At 72.8% G+C, this 17620-nt stretch carries 16 protein-coding genes and 1 tRNA gene; 5 read left to right on the top strand and 12 right to left on the bottom strand.

Annotation, left to right across the window (positions count from 1 at the left end):
- Window positions 1–182 precede the first annotated feature (182 nt).
- From DK412_RS06190 to DK412_RS06165, 6 genes are all read right to left on the bottom strand, one after another.
- Window positions 183–1508, bottom strand: coding sequence for a folylpolyglutamate synthase/dihydrofolate synthase family protein (locus DK412_RS06190; protein WP_109971237.1), 1326 nt, complete (start codon window positions 1506–1508; stop codon window positions 183–185).
- Window positions 1509–1700: 192 nt separating this feature from the next.
- Window positions 1701–2648, bottom strand: coding sequence for an acetyl-CoA carboxylase, carboxyltransferase subunit beta (gene accD / locus DK412_RS06185; protein WP_109971236.1), 948 nt, complete (start codon window positions 2646–2648; stop codon window positions 1701–1703).
- 150 nt (window positions 2649–2798) lie between these two features.
- On the bottom strand, window positions 2799–3629 hold the full coding sequence (trpA, locus tag DK412_RS06180; protein WP_109971235.1) for a tryptophan synthase subunit alpha: 831 nt from the start codon (window positions 3627–3629) through the stop codon (window positions 2799–2801).
- Between the two features lie 104 nt (window positions 3630–3733).
- Window positions 3734–4669 (bottom strand): ATP-binding cassette domain-containing protein, encoded by a 936-nt coding sequence (locus DK412_RS06175; RefSeq protein WP_109971234.1) that lies wholly within the window; start codon window positions 4667–4669, stop codon window positions 3734–3736.
- 138 nt (window positions 4670–4807) lie between these two features.
- Window positions 4808–5125 (bottom strand): hypothetical protein, encoded by a 318-nt coding sequence (locus tag DK412_RS06170; RefSeq protein ID WP_109971233.1) that lies wholly within the window; start codon window positions 5123–5125, stop codon window positions 4808–4810.
- Window positions 5126–5275: 150 nt separating this feature from the next.
- On the bottom strand, window positions 5276–7765 hold the full coding sequence (locus DK412_RS06165; protein ID WP_109975092.1) for a GumC family protein: 2490 nt from the start codon (window positions 7763–7765) through the stop codon (window positions 5276–5278).
- Between the two features lie 361 nt (window positions 7766–8126).
- Here DK412_RS06165 and DK412_RS06160 point away from each other — a divergent pair, with 361 nt between their 5' ends.
- The 3 genes from DK412_RS06160 (at window position 8127) to DK412_RS06150 (ending at window position 11796) form a co-directional block, all read left to right on the top strand.
- Window positions 8127–8699: a polysaccharide biosynthesis/export family protein gene (locus DK412_RS06160; RefSeq protein WP_109971232.1), complete on the top strand. Its 573-nt coding sequence runs from the start codon at window positions 8127–8129 to the stop codon at window positions 8697–8699.
- A gap of 220 nt (window positions 8700–8919) precedes the next feature.
- The gene (locus tag DK412_RS06155) at window positions 8920–10086 is read left to right on the top strand and encodes a glycosyltransferase family 4 protein (RefSeq protein WP_245447712.1); all 1167 of its coding nucleotides are present in this window, start codon (window positions 8920–8922) and stop codon (window positions 10084–10086) included.
- 174 nt (window positions 10087–10260) lie between these two features.
- Window positions 10261–11796, top strand: a complete 1536-nt coding sequence (locus DK412_RS06150; RefSeq protein WP_109971230.1) for an undecaprenyl-phosphate glucose phosphotransferase — start codon at window positions 10261–10263, stop codon at window positions 11794–11796.
- 99 nt (window positions 11797–11895) lie between these two features.
- Here DK412_RS06150 and DK412_RS30560 read toward each other — a convergent pair whose 3' ends face one another.
- The 3 genes from DK412_RS30560 to DK412_RS06140 all read right to left on the bottom strand — a co-directional run bounded on the left by DK412_RS30560 (window position 11896) and on the right by DK412_RS06140 (window position 14562).
- Window positions 11896–12069, bottom strand: a complete 174-nt coding sequence (locus DK412_RS30560; RefSeq protein ID WP_204165508.1) for a hypothetical protein — start codon at window positions 12067–12069, stop codon at window positions 11896–11898.
- Window positions 12070–12371: 302 nt separating this feature from the next.
- The gene (locus DK412_RS06145) at window positions 12372–14204 is read right to left on the bottom strand and encodes a hypothetical protein (RefSeq protein WP_109971229.1); all 1833 of its coding nucleotides are present in this window, start codon (window positions 14202–14204) and stop codon (window positions 12372–12374) included.
- A 31-nt stretch (window positions 14205–14235) separates the two neighbouring features.
- A complete protein-coding gene (locus DK412_RS06140; protein ID WP_093566294.1) occupies window positions 14236–14562 on the bottom strand; it encodes an iron-sulfur cluster assembly accessory protein in 327 nt (108 codons plus the stop codon).
- 157 nt (window positions 14563–14719) lie between these two features.
- On the opposite strand from DK412_RS06140, the gene DK412_RS06135 reads away from it, so the two are divergent.
- Complete coding sequence (locus tag DK412_RS06135; protein ID WP_109971228.1) at window positions 14720–15976, top strand: deoxyguanosinetriphosphate triphosphohydrolase; 1257 nt, start codon at window positions 14720–14722, stop codon at window positions 15974–15976.
- A 119-nt stretch (window positions 15977–16095) separates the two neighbouring features.
- Here the strand turns inward: DK412_RS06135 and DK412_RS06130 are convergent, their stop codons facing one another.
- Window positions 16096–16518, bottom strand: a complete 423-nt coding sequence (locus tag DK412_RS06130; protein WP_109975091.1) for a GNAT family acetyltransferase — start codon at window positions 16516–16518, stop codon at window positions 16096–16098.
- Window positions 16519–16588: 70 nt separating this feature from the next.
- A tRNA-Ser gene (locus DK412_RS06125) sits at window positions 16589–16678 on the bottom strand.
- 297 nt (window positions 16679–16975) lie between these two features.
- On the opposite strand from DK412_RS06125, the gene DK412_RS06120 reads away from it, so the two are divergent.
- The gene (locus tag DK412_RS06120) at window positions 16976–17377 is read left to right on the top strand and encodes a response regulator (protein ID WP_245447448.1); all 402 of its coding nucleotides are present in this window, start codon (window positions 16976–16978) and stop codon (window positions 17375–17377) included.
- Here the strand turns inward: DK412_RS06120 and DK412_RS06115 are convergent.
- Window positions 17355–17576, bottom strand: a complete 222-nt coding sequence (locus tag DK412_RS06115; protein ID WP_204165507.1) for a hypothetical protein — start codon at window positions 17574–17576, stop codon at window positions 17355–17357. The genes DK412_RS06120 and DK412_RS06115 overlap by 23 nt on opposite strands.
- Window positions 17577–17620: the final 44 nt, after the last annotated feature.

Genomic DNA, 17620 nt, shown 5'->3' with positions numbered 1-17620 from the left:
TCCCTCCCACACGATGTAGCAGTTCAGCCACATCGGTGCGGCAACGACACGGGAGGGGGCGGGAGGCCGGGTAATGTCAAGCCTGCCGGCAAATCATCCCGGGTTTCCCCGCTCATATAACCGTTGTCCCGTTCCCCCCGATTCACCGTTTTGCAACGGGTCGTTGCAGGGCGGCCGTCGCCTCAGGTCGGCGGGGTGCCGTTGGCGGAGAGCGCGGCGCCCGCGAGGTAGAGCGAGCCGCAGATCAGCACCCGCGGCGGGCGCTCCCAGGCCCGGTCGCCCAGGGAGACCAGGGCCGCCTCGAGGCTCGGCGCCGTCACGGCGGAGAGCCCCACCCGCCCGGCGATCTCCGCCACCTCCTCGGCCGGACGCGCCGCCATCTGGCCCGGCAGCGGCACCGCCACCAGGAAGCGGGCGAGGCCGGCGAAGTTGGCCAGGAACCCTTCCGCGTCCTTGGTGCCGAGGAGGGCGGAGACGAGGACGAGCGGCGCGTCGCCGCGCTCCTGCAGGTCCGCCATCGCGGCCGCCAGGATGCGCCCGCCGTCGATGTTGTGGCCGCCGTCGAGCCAGAGCTCGGCGCCCGCCGGGACGAGGCCGGCGAGGCGGCCGCGGCGCAGGCGCTGCAGGCGGCCCGGCCACTCGATGGCGGACAACCCCGCCTCGAAGGCCTCGGTGCCGATGTCGCCGAAGCCCGCGGCGCGGAGCGCCGCGATCGCCGTGCCGGCATTGACGATCTGGTGGCGCCCGGCGAGCTTCGGCCGGGCCAAGTCGAGGAGCCCGTCCTCGTCCTGGTAGACCATCCGGCCGCGCTCCTCGTGGGCGGAGAAATCCTGGTTGCCGACGAGGATCGGCCCGGCGCCGACCGCCTCGGCCCGGGCGCACAAGACCGCATCGGCCTGGGCGTAGTCCTGGGGGGCGATCACCGCCGGGCAGCCGCGCTTGAAGATGCCGGCCTTCTCGCCGGCCACCGCCTCGACGGTGTCGCCGAGATACTCGGCGTGGTCGCGGCCGATCGGCGTCACCACGGCGCAGGCCGGCCGGTCGATGACGTTGGTGGCGTCGACCCGGCCGCCCAAGCCCACCTCCAGCAGCAGCACGTCGGCGGGCGCCTCGGAGAACAGCAGCAGGGCCGCCGCGGTGGTGATCTCGAACACCGTGATCGGCGCGCCCGCATTCACCGCCTCGCAGCGGGCGAAGGCCTCCGCCAGCCGGTCCTCCGGCACGAAGCGGCCGCCGCCGACCGCGCCGAGGCGGATGCGCTCGTGGAAGCGCACGAGGTGGGGCGAGGTGTAGACGTGGGCCGAGAGGCCGCCGGCCTCCAGGATCGCCCGCATGGTGGCGATGGTCGAGCCCTTGCCGTTGGTGCCGGCGACGTGGATCACCGGCGGCAGGCGCCGCTCCGGGTGGCCCAAAGCCGCGAGCAGGCGTTCGATCCGGCCGAGCGACAGGTCGATGGTGCGCGGGTGCAGCGCGAGGAAGCGCGCCATCAGGGCGTCGGAGGATTCCATCGTCGGTCTCGCGGGGGACTGGACGGACCTAAGCATCATTCCGCCGGCCGCAAGACGGCCGGTGCCGAGGTGGTCACCGGTTCGGCGCCGCAAATGATGCGAAACCAGAAAGCGAAGCAGAGTTGCCCTGTGCCGCTCTGCTTCGCCCGCGGCCGGACCGGCCGCGGGACGCGAGAGGATCAGGGCGCCGCCTCACGCCGGGACGGGCTTGGCATCCTGCCTGGCCTCTTGCCGGGCCTCCGGCTTCGTCTCGGCCTCCGCGGTCCCCGCCGGGGCCTCGGCCGGCACCTGCATCAGCAGCCCGCACAGGCCTGCGATCGCGCCCTTCAGGTCGCGCCGGTGCACGACCTGGTCGACCATGCCGTGCTCCTTCAGGTACTCGGCGCGCTGGAAGCCGTCGGGCAGCTTCTCGCGGATGGTCTGCTCGATCACCCGCGGGCCGGCGAATCCGATCAGCGCCCCGGGCTCGGCGAAGTGCACGTCGCCGAGCATCGCGTAGGAGGCGGTGACGCCGCCGGTGGTCGGGTTCGTCAGCACCACGATGTAGGGCAGGCGGGCGTTGTTGAGCCGGCGCACCGCCACGGTGGTGCGGGGCATCTGCATCAGCGACAGGATGCCCTCCTGCATCCGTGCGCCGCCGGAGGCCGCGAACAGCACGTAGGGCGTGCGCTTCTCCAGAGCCGTCTCGGCGCCGCGCACGAAGGCCTCGCCGGCCGCCATGCCGAGCGAGCCGCCCATGAAACCGAAATCCTGCACCGCCAGCGTCATCGGCAGGCCGGCAACGCGCCCGAACCCGACCTTGAACGCGTCGGTCATGCCCGTCTTGGCGCGAGCGTCCTTGAGACGGTCGGCATAGCGCTTCTCGTCGCGGAACTTCAGCGGGTCGGGCGCCACCTCGGGCAGCGGCACGTCGAGCCAGGTGCCCTGGTCGAACATCAGCTTCAGGCGCTGCTGCGCGGTGATGCGCAGGTGGTGCTCCGAGCCCGGGATCACCCAGCCATTGGCCTCCACCTCCTTGTGGAAGACCATCTGGCCGGTCTCCGGGCACTTCACCCAGAGGTTCTCCGGCGTCTCGCGCTTGAACAGCGTCTTGATCTTCGGGCGCACGACCTCGGAGATCCAGTTCATCGCCTCGACCATGATCGCTCCTCGGTCGTCGATTCGTGTCGGTGATATGGGGATCGCGGCTCTGGAGCACCGCCGATCGCGTTGCGATCAGGCGGCGATCCAAGTCTTTGATTTTGCCGCATTTTCTGAGGCGAACCGGTATCCGCTTCGTCGGAAGATGCTCTAGTCCGCGCGGCCGGCGCGCACGCCGTCGGCGAGCTCGCGCACGAGAGTCGTCACCGCCTCGACCGAGCCGGGTCCTCCCCGGCCCTCGGCGTCGAGCGTGCCGGCGAGCGCGGCGACGATCGACGAGCCCACCACCACCCCGTCGGCGGCGCGGGCGAGCGCCGCGGCGTGTTCGCCGGTCTTGACGCCGAAGCCGACCACCACCGGCAGGTCGGTGTGGCGGCGGATCCGCTCGACCGCGGCGCCGACGACGCCGAAATCCGGGGTCGCCGTGCCGGTGATGCCGGTGATCGACACGTAGTAGACGAAGCCCGCGGTGTTCGCGAGCACCGCCGGCAGCCGCGCCTCGTCGGTGGTCGGCGTGGCGAGCCGGACGAAGGCCAGGCCGGCTTCGATCGTCGGCAGGCAGAGCTCGTCGTCCTCCTCCGGCGGCAGGTCGACCACGATCAGCCCGTCGATGCCGGCGGCCTTGGCGTCGTCGAGGAAGCGGGCGACGCCGTAGGTGTAGATCGGGTTGTAGTAGCCCATCAGGATCACCGGCGTGCCGGTATTCTCGGCGCGGAACCGGCGCACCAGCTCCAGGGTGCCGGCGAGGGTCTGCCCGCCTTTCAGCGCCCGCAGGCCCGCCGCCTGGATCGCCGGCCCGTCCGCCATCGGGTCGGTGAAGGGCAGGCCGAACTCGACGATGTCGGCGCCTGCCTCCGGCAGGGCGCGCAGGATCCGGAGCGAGGTCTCGGCATCGGGGTCGCCCGCCATCACGTAGGTGACGAGGGCGGCGCGCTCTTCCGCGCGGCAGCGGGCGAAGGTGTCGGCGAGGCGGGTGGACATCGGGGGCGACCTCGGGGGCGGCGGCGCACCCGCGGGGGAACGCGCGCCGCGAACGGGCGGAACGGATCGCCGCGCCTACACTATCGGGGGCCGCAGATAAAGTTTCACGCCGGCGGCGCGGCCTCCGCCGCGGCGCGCAGGCGCGACAGGCTCACCGATCCCTCCTCCAGCCCGACCCGATCGCGCCCGCTCGCCAGCATCAAGGCCAGGGCGTCCTTCAGCGAGGCGTCGGCGGCGGACAGGCGCGGCGCGTCGCCGGCGGGGCCCGGCTCGGCGTGGTCGCGGGCGGGCAGCAGGGAGAGCCGGCGCAGCAGCCGGTCGCCGCCGACGAACTCCGCCGCGAAGGCGTCGGCGGGGGCGGCGAGCAGGGCGGCGGGCGGCGCGGCCTGGACGAGGCGCCCGTCGCGCATCAGCGCGACCGTGTCGCCCATCCGCACCGCCTCGTCGATGTCGTGGGTGACCATCAGGACGGTCTTGTCGAGCTTCCCCAGGATCCCCCGGACCTCGTCCTGCAGGCGGGCGCGGGCGACCGGATCGACGGCGCCGAACGGCTCGTCCATCAGCAGCACCGGCGGGTCGGCGGCGAGCGCCCGGGCGACGCCGACGCGCTGGCGCTGGCCGCCTGAGAGCGCGTCCGGCCGCCTTTCGCGAAACTCCGTCGGATCGAGGCCGACGAGGTCGAGCATCGCGTCGACCCGCTCCGCGATCCGCGCTCGCGCCCAGCCGAGGAGGCCCGGCACCGTCGCGACGTTCTGCGCCACCGTGCGGTGCGGAAACAGCCCGACGCCTTGCAGCACGTAGCCGATGCGGCGGCGCAAGGCGATCGGGTCGAGCCCGGCGACGTCCCGGCCCTCGACCAGGACCCGGCCCGTGCTCGGCACCACCAGGCGGTTGACCATCTGCAGGGCGGTTGACTTGCCGCAGCCCGACGGGCCGATCAGCACGCAGGTCGTGCCGGCCTCGACCGTGAGGTCGAGGGCGTCGAGCGCCGGCCGGGCCTGACCGGGATAAGTTTTTCCCGCCCCCTCGAAGCGGATCATCGGCGGCGCCTCCGGTCGGGATTCGCGGTCGGGCTCTGGAGCACCGTTCGATCCCGCTGCAATCGAACGATGCTCCAGATCACTGATTTTGCGGCATGTTCTGCGACGAACCGGGGACCCGCTCCGTCGGGCAATGCTCTAGCAGCCGTGGCAGATCGACCCGAGGGTGCGCTTCATCCGGGCGTCCCAGGCCTTGTCGCGGGCCGCGGTGGCGGCCTGGGCCTTGCGGAGGGAATCCGCCGAGTCGGCCTTCGCGGCGGCCGGCTTGGCTGAACGCGCGGAAGCCGCCTCTTCGACCCGGCGGGGCTGGCGCCGGCCGGTGGCGGGGGGCGCCGGCGCCGCATCGGGAGCGGTGATGCCGGTGGGGGTGGATCCGAGCGGGGCGGGCGTCTCCGTCTGCGCCGCGGCGGTGCCGGCGGCGAGGGCGAGGAGGGCGGTGGCGAGGAGGAGGCGCATGGCGGGGTCTCGGGGCCGCCCGCTCGGGGTGCGGGCGGCCGGAAAGGGGCGGTCTCTCACCTTATGCATGTTTTCCGCCCGGAGGGACACCGGCGCCGATCGGCGCATCCCCGAGCGGGCGCCCCGAGCGAGTCGCGCGGGGACGCCCGCTCAGGCCGTCCGGCGCAGGCTCTGGGACGGTACCGGCATCTCGGCCGGCGCCCGGTCCTGGGCCACGATCACCTCAGGCACGCCGGCGGCCTCGGCGGTGTCGTACAGGCCGACGAGGCGCGGATCGTCGGCCTCGGCGTTCGAGGCGATCACCACCGCGTCCATCCAGGCCGAGACTGCGCTCACCAGCGGCCAGGTCTCGGCGGCGAAGCCGTCGTCCATGCAGGCGATCACCCAGTCGTAGGCCTCCCCGAGGGCGTCGAAGGTGAGGCCGAGGGCGTCGCGCCCCGAGACCAGGGTCTCGGCGTCGCCGTGGCCGCGGCCGATCAGGTTGAGACGCGGGCCGGCATCGGGCCGGATTACGGTGCTGAAGTCGGCCCGCCCGGCGACGAGGTCGATGAGGCCCGGACGGTCCTCCTGCGCCTCGTCGAGGCGCACCAGGAGGGCGCGGCCGTGCAGGGAGGCGACGCGGCCGAGGCTGCGGGCGAGGCCGTCGTGATCGGTCTCGCCGCCCGTGCCGACGAGGAGCACCCGCCGGCCGCCGCCCGCGGTCTCGATCGCGTCGAGGCGCGCCACCAGCACGTCGAGGTCGTAGCGGGCCTCGAAGGGCAGCCGGGCCGGGGCGGGGGAAAGGGGGGCGTCCGCGACGGGCGGGATCGTCGCGGCGGGCGCCACCGGCTCGACCGGCGGCACCGGATCGGCAGGGGCGTGCGCGGCCGCGAGGGGCGCCGGCGCGACGGCCGGCATCGCCGGGGGCGACGCTGTCCGGGATGGCACCGCCTCGGACGGCGACGGCTCTGCGGACGGCACCGGTTTCGCCGTCGGGACCGGCTCCGCGGCCAGGACCGGCGCGGCGGCCAGGACCGGCGCGGCGGCCAGGACTGGCGCCGCGGCAACGAGCGGCTCGGCGGCCACCTCCGGCTCGGCCGGACGGGTGGCGGAGGCCGCCGCCGGCATCGCCGGGGCGAAGGCGGGCGCCGTGGCGACGGTGGCGTCCGGCACCGGCTCGCTCTCCGGCCGCCGCAGGGGCGGGCGGCCGCGGCCGCGGCCCGGGGGATCGCCGGCGAGCAGCGCCTTGGCGACGACGCTGCCGATCGCGAACAGCAGGGCGATCACCGTGGAGAAGAGGATGATCGGCAGCTTCTTGGGGAAGGAGGGCAGGTCGGGCACCACCGCGCGGGAGACCACGCGGGCATCGGCCGGGGCGGCGCTCGCCGCGTCGCGGGCGGCGGCCTCGCGGAAGCGGCCGAGATAGGATTCGAGTTGCTCGCGCTGGGCCTTCGCCTCGCGCTCGAGGGCGCGCAGCTCGACCTCGTCGCCGTTCGCCTTGGCGACGATGGTGCGCTGCGCGTCCACCGCCGCCTGCAGGCTCTCGACCCGGCTGCCGGCGATGCGGGCATCGTTCTCGAGCGTGCGCACGGCGCGGTCGGCGGCGGCGCGGATCTGCGCCTCCAGGCCTTCGAGCTGGGCCCGCAGCTCCTTCATCCGCGGATGCTGCGGCAGCAGGGTTCGGGCCTCGAGCGCGAGCTGCGCCTTGAGACCGATGCGCTGCTCGACGAGGCGGCGGATCAGCTCGTTGTTGGCGACGTCCGGGATCTCGAAGCCGCGGCCGTCCCGCATCATCTCGCGGATCAGCTTGGCCTTGGCGCCGGCATCGGCCTGGGCGGCGCGGGCCTGGGTCAGCTGGGTCGAGATCTCCGCGAGCTGCTGGGCCGCCAGCGGCTGGTTGGCGGTGCCGCCGCTGCCGATCAGCCCGTTGCGGGCCCGGAACGCCTCGACCTTCGCCTCGGCCTCCGCGACGCGGCTGCGCAGGGTCTCGATGTTGGTGCCGAGCCAGGTCGAGGCGTAGCGGGCGGTGTCGACCTTGGCGGCGGCGAGGGAGGAGAGGTAGAGGTCCGAGATCGTGTTGGCCGCCCTGGCGGCGAGCTCGGGATCCTTCGACCGGAACTCGATCGTCAGGATGCGCGACTTGCCGGCCGGATAGACCAGCAGCCGGTCGAAGTACTTCTCCAGCACCCGGTCGACCGGTTCGCGGTCGAGGGGGTTCTGGGCGAGGCCCAGCATCACCAGCACCTGCTGCAGGCCGCCGACGCCGTTGACCATCGGGTCGAATTCGGGATTGCCGACGAGGCCGAGGCTCCTGATCGCCTCGCGGGCGATGTCGCGCGACATCACCACCTGGACCTGGCTCGCCACGGCCTGCTCGTCGATCGGCTGGGGCAGTTCCCCCCGGTCCTGCTGCAGCCGGGTGAGGGCGCTGTCGCGGCTCTCGAGCAGGAGCTTCGCTTCCGCCGTGTAGCGCGGCGGCACGACCTGCACGAAGGTGACGGCGAGCCCGAAGGCCGCGACGGTCGGCAGGAGGATGACGAGCCAGCGCCGGCCCAGCAGTCGGCCGACATCGCCGAGGGTCAGGCCGTCCTCGCTGCGGCGCTCCCGGATCGTCGCGTCGGGGATGTCGGTCCCGACGACCGTCGCCTGCTTCCGTCCCATCCTGGTCCTTGCCGCGGTCTCGGTGCCGGGATCCTGCGAATCCGCGCTCTTGGAATCCTGGGCCTTCGACGCCTTGCTCTTGGGCTCTTGGCGCCCCCGGCCGGCCAGGCGGTCGGGCAGGCGGGCATGCGACCGCTCGGCGAAGGGAAAGACGCGGGGCATTGCGGACCGTCGATGAGGAGGCGGGGCTGGCCCGGACCGGGCCTTGCCGCCAGCACACTCGATTAAGGTTGCCGTGCAGTTAAGACCCGAATCCTCTGTGCCGGTCCGCCGATCGGCGCCGGCAGGTCAGAGTTCATTAACCACGACACTCTAGGCCTGGGGACAAGACCACCGACACGACTTGAACTGGCCGGAAGCGATGAACCGACGCGCCCTTCTCACAGGTCTGGCGACCACGCTCGCGCTCGGCGGCTGCCTGCGTCCCGAGTACCGCACGGCGCTCCTCGACGAGACCGGCACCGGCTCGATCGGCGCCGCCTACTCGCTCGCCGCCGGCGACCGCCTGCGGGTGATCGTGTTCGGGCAGGACAATCTCTCGAACATCTACGCGGTGGACGGGGCCGGGCGCATCGCCATGCCGCTGATCGGCCCGATCAAGGTCGCGGCAGGCAGCACCGCCCAGGCCGCCCGCGCCATCGAGGCGCGCCTGCGCCAGGGCTTCGTGCGCGAGCCGCACGTCACCGTCGAGGTCGAGGTCTACCGGCCGTTCTTCATCCTGGGCGAGGTCACCACCTCGGGCCAGTACCCCTATGTCAGCGGCATGACGGTCGAGACCGCGGTGGCGATCGCCGCGGGCTTCGGTCCCCGCGCCGCCCGCGACTACGCCGTGCTCACCCGCGAGGGGCCGACCGGCCTCGTCTCGGGCATCGTGCCGATGACCTACCCGGTCCGTCCCGGCGACACGATCGTCGTCAAGGAGCGGTGGTTCTGATACCTGACGGATCGCGCGAAGCCTTGGACTTGCGCTGACCGGCGGTTAACCACGCCCTCATCCATCGCGGTCCGGGCTGGTCTTCCCTCCGTCCGCTTAACTTCATGCCCACGGACCTGGGGCGAGATATCGGCAGCCGCGCGCCGCGGCGCCGCCATCCGTCTCCGAGGACATGCCCGTGGCCGCCTCCCAACTCCGCCTCGACGCCGATCCCGCGCCCATGGCGGTCGCGCCGCCGGTGCCGCCGCCGGCGGCCGCCGCGCGCGAGCGGATCCTGCACGTCTTCCGGGCCCCGGTCGGCGGCCTCTTCCGCCACGTCCTCGACGTCGCGCGGCTGCAGGCGGAGGCCGGCCACGCCGTCGGCCTGTTCTGCGACGCCAGCACCGGGGGCGCCAGGGCCGAGGCGGTGCTCGCCGAGCTGGCGCCGCATCTCTCCCTCGGCATCACCCGGCTGCCGATGCGCCGCAACCCGCACCCGGCCGACCTCGCGGCGCTGGCGGCGCTCTCCGGCCTCGTGCGCCGCCTGACGCCCACCGTGCTGCACGGGCACGGCTCCAAGGGCGGTCTGTTCGCCCGCCTGGTGCCCGCCCTCGGCGAGGCGGAGCCGGTGCGCGCCTACACGCCCCATGGCGGCAGCTTCAACTACCGCCCGGGCACGCCGCTCCACCGTCTCTACATGGCGGCGGAGGGCGTGCTGACCCGCCGCACCGACGTCTTCCTGTTCGAGAGCGACTACATCGCCGGGCGCTACCGGGCCTATGTCGGCCCGACCGAGCGGCTGGTGCGGGTGGTGCACAACGGCATCTCGGCCGCCGAGTTCGCCCCGATCACCCCGGCCCCGGATCCGTTCGACCTCGTCTATATCGGCGAATTGCGCGAGGCGAAGGGCGTGCCGGTGCTGTTCGAGGCGCTGGCGCGCCTGCGCCGGGAGCACGGGCGGCGCCTGACCCTGCTGGTGGTCGGCTCCGGTCCGGACGAGGTCGCCTTGCGCGAGCGCGTGGCCGCCCTCGGCCTTACCCAGGACGTGCAGTTCGAGCCGCCCCAGCCGATCCGCGCCGCGTTGAGCCGCGCCACCGTGATGGTCGTGCCCTCGCTCGCCGAGTCGTTGCCCTACGTGATCCTCGAGGCGGCCGCCGCCGCCCAGCCTCTGGTCTCGACCGATGTCGGCGGCATCCCGGAGATCTTCGGCCCCGCCGCGCCGTCCCTGGTGCCGCCGCGCGACGTCGCCGCCCTCGGCGGGGCGATCCTGCGCAAGATCGACCAGGATCCGGAAGAGCGCGCCGGCGAGGCGGCGGCGCTCAGCGCCTTCGTCCGCTGCCGCTTCTCGATGGACCGGATGGCCCAGGACGGGCTCGCCGGCTACGCCGCCGCCCGGGCCCGGCGCTAGACGCCGCCGCGCCGGTTGCCGCCGATTTTCGACAAACCCGACGCGGTCGCCTTAAGCCTTCCCTCAGGGCTTGCCGGCAGGATCGCAATCCTAACCCCCGGACGATGCGGGAGTTTCCCCGTCACGGCCGAGACCGGAACCGTGCCATGAGAGCCGTGCCATGAGAACCGTGCCATGAGTGCGTTCGACGTCCGCGACATCCTCAAGACGGTGGCGGCCGACCCGGCCGGGCCGCTCGGTCGCTCGGGCCCGGAGCGCGAGGCCGTGCCGCCGGCCGAGACGGTGGCGCCGGTCCGGCCGGACCCGGTCGTGTCGCCGGTGGTGTTCACCGGCTGCGTCCGGGCCGTCGAGTTCGTTCTCGTGGCGCTCGCCGGCCTGTGCGCCCAGCGCTGGCTGCTCGCCGGCGCCGTGCCGCTCCATCTCGGCTACGTCGCGGCGATCCTCGGGCTCGCCGGCCTCAACGTGCTGGTGCTGCAGGCACTCGGCGCCTACGGCATCCGCGCGTTCCGGGCCTTCTTCAGCGTCGGCGCCCGGGTCGTGCTCGGCTGGTCGCTGGTGATGCTGCTCGCCGCCACCGTGCTGTTCTTCGCCAAGCTCGGCGACAACTACTCGCGGCTGTGGCTCGGCACCGTCTATGGCGGCGGGCTGGCGCTGCTCGTGGCCGATCGGCTGATCCTGTCGCTGGTGGTGAGCGCGCAGATGCGCCGCGGCCGCTTCGACCGGCGCGTCGCCATCGTCGGCGGCGGCGAGCCGGCCGAGGCGCTGATCCGGGCCATCGAGGCGCAGGGCGATTCCGGCCTCAAGGTCGTCGGCCTCTTCGACGACCGCAACGACGGCCGCTCCTCCGACGTGGTCGCCGGCTACCCGAAGCTCGGCACGGTCAGCGACCTCGTCACCTTCGCCCGGCGCACCAAGGTGGACCTGATCGTCTTCACGCTGCCGATCTCGGCCGAGGCGCGCATCCTTCAGATGCTGGCCAAGCTCTGGGTCCTGCCGGTCGACATCCGCCTCTCGGCCCACGCCTCGAAGCTCCGGCTTCGCCCGCGCAGCTACTCCTATCTCGGCTCGGTGCCGGTGCTCGACGTGTTCGACCGCCCGATCGCCGACTGGGACGTCGTGGTGAAGGGCGTGTTCGACCGCACGGTCGGCGCCGTGCTGCTGCTGCTGCTCTCGCCGGTGATGCTGGCGGTGGCGCTCGCCGTGAAGCTCACCTCGCCGGGCCCGGTCTTCTTCCGGCAGAAGCGCCACGGCTTCAACAACGAGGTGATCGAGATCTACAAGTTCCGGTCGATGTATATCGACCAGTGCGACTACGCCGCGAACAAGATCGTTACCAAGGGCGATCCGCGGGTGACCCGGGTCGGCCGTTTCATCCGCAAGAGCTCGCTCGACGAGCTGCCGCAGCTGATCAACGTGGTGCGGGGCGAGCTGTCCCTGGTCGGGCCGCGCCCGCACGCCCTCCAGGCCAAGGCGGCCAACACCCTCTACGACCAGATCGTCGACGGCTACTTCGCCCGCCACAAGGTGAAGCCCGGGATGACCGGCTGGGCCCAGATCAACGGCTGGCGCGGCGAGACCGACACCAACGAGAAGATTCAGCGCCGCGTCGAGCACGACCTGTACTACATCGAGAACTGGTCGGTGTTCTTCGACCTGCAGATCCTGGCGATGACCCCGCTGGCGCTGTTCAAGACCGAGAACGCCTATTGAGCGGGGAGGGAACCCCGCGTCCTCGTTTCCCATCGGCGCTGCCGGGCCTGCCCGGCGGCACGCAAGGCCGGTCCCCGCCCGGGGCCGGCCTCTTTTCCGTCAGCCGATATACGGCCACGCCCGCAGCGGGCAGGTGCTCTCCGGAGCCGGCGCCTTGGCCGCGGTGCCGCCCGCCAAATCGATCGGGACGATATGGGCCGCTTCGGCGGGGGTCAGGCCGGCCGGGCCGATCAGGATGGCGGTGACGGCCAGGATCCTCACAATGGTCTGCATCGCTCTTCCTTCATCCGGCCGCGTCGGACCGTCGATGGAGGGACCTGTGCGACATCGCCGTTGCAGGGTGATTGCGTGCCGTGTTTCACCGAACCGAAGCGAGCCCTCCGGGTCATCCCGGGGCCGCGCAGCGGAACCCGGGATCCATGACCGCCGACGGTGTAGAACCAGACGGTACGCGATCCGCCTCGTCCTGCCTCGTCAGCGGTTATGGATCCCGGGGTTCTCGACTTCGTCGAGTTCCGGGGCGATGTAGAGAGATGTCGGCCCGTGTGCGGGACCGGGCTCCTCGATCCCCGCCGCTACTCCGCCGTGGCGTCGACCGTCAGGCGGTCGAAGATCTTGCCGGGGCTCGGAGCGGTGCTGAAATCCATCAGCCCGAGGCCGGCCGGATCCTTGGCGGCGGCGCTGACCGAGAGGCGGCCGGGCTTGACCACGAACCGCGACACCGCCTGGCCCAGCGCCTTGGCGGAGGGCGAGCCGCCGAGGACCGCCGGGATCCCCAGCATCGCGGCGGTGCCGTATTCGCGCTGCAGCTCCTCGGGCTTGAGGCTCTGCGCCTTGGCCTGCTGATCGACGAAGCGCTGGAACAGGCCGCCATTCTCGAGGGTGAGGCCCAGGGACTTGGCGCTGGCGCCGAGCAGCGCCAGGGAGGAGACCATCGGCTCGGGGTCGAACACCTCCTTGCCGATCCCGCCGATCGTGCCGGTGATCCGGGCGGTGCCCATGTCCTTGCCGGTGAGCGTCACGTCCTTGACGATGACCTCGCGGGCGGCCTCGTCCCAGCGGGTCTCGGCGGTGCCGGAGAGGTCGAGGCTGGTGTAGCCGAGGCCGGCGAGGTCGGCGAGGACCGGCGCCGTGGTGCCGGGCGGGACCGCGCAGGTGAAGCCGTCGAAGGCGAGGCGCGAGGCGGTCGGCACGCCGTCGCGCAGGTCGCTCATGGCGAGGTCGGCGTTGCGCACCGCGAAGCGCAGGGGGCCCGACGCCTTCAGCGGATCCTCGGCCGTGGGCTGGGCCGGCAGGTCGACGTCGAGCGTCTCCAGGGCGATGCGGCCGATCCCCGGGGCGTAGCGGCGCAGCTCGGCCTGGTCGAGCGGGCCGGCGGCGGCGCGGCGCAGGCCCTCCAGCACCGGCTTGAGCGACAGGCCGGAGAGCGTCAGGCCCTTGAGGGCGACGCGGCCGGCCGGGGCATCGACGGACAGGCCTTCGGCCCTCATCCGGCCGGCCCCGTCCTCGAGGCCGTAGGTCACGCGGGCGAGGCTCGCCCGGACCGGGTTCGGCCGAGGCCCGACACCCGGCGCCGCGAAGGTGACGCCGCTGATCTCCAGCCCGCCGACGCCGATCCCGTCGATGAGGTCGGCGGCGAGGCCCGACAGGCGGGAGCGGTCCGGCCCCGCCGGTTTCCCGGCGCCCTCCGCGAGCGCCCGCGCCGACTCCGCCCACGGGATCGTGGTCGGCCGGCCGGTGAGGTCGCGGGCATCGATACGGGCGATGCGCAGGGCCGCCCCGTCGGGGTTGGTGAGCGCGATGTCCTCGGCGGTGACGCCGCCATAGATCCGGACCGGGGCTGCGTCGGGCCCGCCGGGCTCGGTGAACAGGCGCGCGAGGCCCGGCAGGTCGACCTCGCGGGCGCTCAACCGGCCGTAGGCGCCGGCGGCGTCGGGGCCCGGCCCCTCGACCGTCAGGGTGGCGCCACCGGCCTCCAGCGTGCCGATCCGGCCCGCCGCGACGTCCCGGGCGACGACGTCGTGGTAGACCGCGACCTGCACGCGCCCGCCGGTCGGCTGCTCCACCCGCAGCACCGGGATCACGATCTCGCGGGCGGAGAGTTTGTCCAGGCGGGTCCGCCACGGCGCGGGGCCGGCCGGATCGAGGATCGCCCGCGCCTCGTCCCGCGACAGGGCGGTGCCGCGCAGCTCGATCTTCGGCGCCTTCAGGGTGACGGGCCCGAGCGGCAGCACGACCTCGTCGAGGGCGACCACGGCCCCCTGGGCCGCGGCATCCTGGGTCGGTGTCGTCTGGGCCAGCGCCGGGCCGGCGAAGGGCGGCAGCACCGGCAGGGCGGCCGTCAGCGTCGCGCAGGCGAGAGCGCCGAGCGCAGCCCGGGCCACGCCCGTTGTGGAGGAGCGGGTCATGGCGGAGCGTCCCGGAAACGTGGAGGCGGAATTACAGGGAGAACGAGGTGCCGCAGCCGCAGGAGGCGGTGGCCTGAGGGTTCTCGATCTTGAACGACTGGCCGATCAGGTCGTTGACGAAGTCGATCGTCGCGCCCTCCATGTACGGGAGCGAGGTCGGGTCGACCAGCACCGTGGCGCCGTCGACCTCCACCGCGAGGTCGTCCGCGGCGCGGTCCTTCGCGATGTCGAAGGCGTACTGGAACCCGGAGCAGCCGCCGCCATTCACGCTGATGCGCAGCATCGAGCCGGGGGGCTCGGCGCCCATGATCTCGTTGATGCGGCGGGCGGCGCGGGACGTCAGGGTGATCGGGGTCATCGACGGCTTCTCGGGTGGGGGTCCGGCGTGCGAAGGCAACATAAGAATGCCGGCCGTGAGCCGCAACTGCGGCGCACGGCTGAGAATGGACGACGTGCGCCGCACCAGCGGCGCATGAGACGCAAGAGTGCCGTGCGCCCGCAACAGCGGCGCACGGATGGCAAACGGGAGCTGCGACGTGAGACGGACAGGCGAGCGCTGGCGGGCCCCCTACGGCAGCGATCCGTTCGCGTCGCGCGGGCGGCTGATCCCCGAAAGCCCGTCGCCGACCCGGACCGACTTCCAGCGCGACCGTGACCGGATCGTGCATTCGGCCGCCTTCCGGCGCCTCAAGCACAAGACGCAGGTCTTCGTCCACCACGAGGGCGACCATTACCGCACCCGCCTGACCCACACCCTGGAGGTGAGCCAGATCGCCCGGGCCTTGGCCCGCGCGCTCGGCCTCGACGAGGATCTGGCCGAGGCCCTGGCGCTGGCGCACGACCTCGGCCACACCTGCTTCGGCCATACCGGCGAGGATGCGCTGCATGCCTGCATGCGCGATCACGGCGGCTTCGACCACAATGCCCAGGCCCTGCGTCTGGTGACCCGGCTGGAGCGCCGCTACGCCACCTTCGACGGGCTCAACCTGACCTGGGAGACGCTGGAGGGCCTCGTCAAGCACAACGGCCCGCTCCTGACCCGGGACGGCCGGCCGACGCCGCACTACGCGACGAGCGGCATCCCGGTGGCGATCACCGAGTACAACGCCCAGCACGACCTGGAACTCGCGACCTTCGCCGGCCCCGAGGCGCAAGTCGCGGCGCTCGCCGACGACATCGCCTACGACGCCCACGACCTCGACGACGGGTTGCGGGCCGACCTCTTCACCCTCGACGACCTCAAGGAGGTGCCGTTCCTCGGCGGTCTCCTCGACGAGATCCGCGGCACCTATCCGGGCCTCGAACGCTCGCGGGTGGTGCACGAGCTCGCCCGTCGGGTCATCACCCGCTTCGTCGAGGACGTGATCGCCGAGGCCGAGCGGCGCCTCTCCGCATTGCAGCCCGCCGACGCCGCCGCGATCCGCCACGCCGCGGCGCCGGTGGCCGCCTTCTCCGAGGCGATGGCGGCGGCCGACCGGGACATCAAGACGTTCCTGTTCGCCCGGATGTACCGGCATCCCGGCGTGATGGCGGTGCGCCGGCGCGCCGCCTCGATCGTCGAGGACCTGTTCTCCACCTTCCGGCGCGACCCGACCCGGATGCCGGAGGAGTGGAGCGCCGGTCTCTCCGGTTCCGATGATCCCCGCACCCCGCGCCGCGTCGCCGACTTCATCGCCGGCATGACCGACAATTACGCCGTGAGCCAGCACCGCCGGCTGTTTGCCGAGACGCCGGACCTGCACTGGGTGGTCTGGCCGGGGCTGGAGGGGTGAGGGGTCGTCCCGTCCTTCCCAGCCGTCTTCGATTCCTCCGATCCACGGCCTCGTCCTGAGGTGCCGTGGATGGGACAAAGCAAACTTGTGTGTTCGTCCGACGTCGGTTCGGCCGCCGATCACCCCTTCGCAATCACCTTCTGCAGGCAGACCGCGTTGGTGTCGCGATAGCCCAGGTGGTCGTAGAAGCCGAGGACGCCGTCATTCTCCCGGCGCACCAGCAGCTGCACCTTCCAGACCCCGCGCGCCGCGAGCCAGGCCTCCGCCGCCTCGACCATCCGCCGCCCGAGCCCGCTGCCCTGCTGTCCGGGCGCCACCGCGACGTAGTAGAGCCAGCCGCGATGTCCGTCCTCGCCGGCCATGGCGCTGGCGAGGATGCGCCCGTCGGCCTCCGCCACCAGGACGGTGCCGTGCGGGCCGCGGCGGGCGAAGGCGATGTCGGTGGCCGGGTCGTTCCAGGGCCGCGCCACGCCGGCTTCGTGCCACAGGGCGATCACCGCCGGCACGTCGGCATCCTCGATCTCGCGAATCGTCGGGGTCATGTCGCGCACCCGCCCCCGGTATCCCGCACGCTCGGGCGGATCGTCAGGGTCGATGTCGGGGAAGAAATCCTGGCGGAGAGAGAGGGATTCGAACCCTCGATACGGTTGCCCGTATACACGCGTTCCAGGCGTGCGCCTTCAACCACTCGGCCACCTCTCCGGGCCAGATCGGCGGGGCGGCGGAGCGCCCGTGCCGGTCAGGTGCCGTCCTCTAGCGGGGCGCGGGCCGCGACGCAAGCGCGAGATGGGCGGGAGGTTGCGGAAGCCCGACAATTCCTCGTCGGACGGACACGGCGCCGCTGCAACCGGCGCAGGGTATCGGCCGTTTCGATCATCGGCCGGCGTGTGGGCGCCGGTCGGCCGGGATCGGCCGCCCGAACAACAGGAGACCGCCCGTCCCATCGTGCCGCCTCCCGGCGGGTGTTGTGGACAGGTGCGACCGGCGAGGACAGGCGACGTGGAAAACGACACCGTGAAGGCCAAGGACGGTACCCAGCACGAGCGGCCCGTGATCCTGGTGGTGGAGGACGAGGCGCTGACGATCATGGATCTCAGCGACGTGCTGGACGCGGCCGGCTACGAGGCGCTGCAATCGGCCTCCGCCGAGCGCGCCCTCGGCCTGCTGACCGGCAGGTCGGACATCGTCGCGCTGATCACGGATGTCGAGCTCTCCGGCAAGACGGACGGCTTCGACCTCGCCCGCAGCGCGGCGCAGATGCGGCCGGACCTGCCGATCGTCGTCGTGTCCGGGCGCAGCAAGCCCGATCCCGACCGGATGCCCGCCCATGCCCGCTTCGTCGCCCGGCCCTGCCGCGGCGACGACATCCTGGAGGTGCTCAAAACCTTGATGAAGAGTTAGGGGTGGGATGGGGCGTGGGGAGCTGGGGGCCTTGCGGCTCCGGCTCGGCCAGCCACACCTCGACCGGGGCGCAGGCCTGGCCGAAATCGAGGATCAGGTTGCGCAGCCGGCGCGCCGGGCTTCCGGGCGCGCCGGGCATCTCGACGAACTCGCCCACGGCCCGCAGGACACCCTCGATCCGGTGTCGACCCAGGGTCAAGCTGACGGGCGTCCCGCTGCAGGTGTCCACGCTGGATACTCCTC

It is taken from the genome of Methylobacterium sp. 17Sr1-1 (genome assembly GCF_003173775.1).
Classification (GTDB): Bacteria; Pseudomonadota; Alphaproteobacteria; order Rhizobiales; family Beijerinckiaceae; genus Methylobacterium.
The sequence above is the reverse complement of the archived record's forward strand: the minus strand, read 5'-3'. Positions and strand labels throughout refer to the sequence as shown.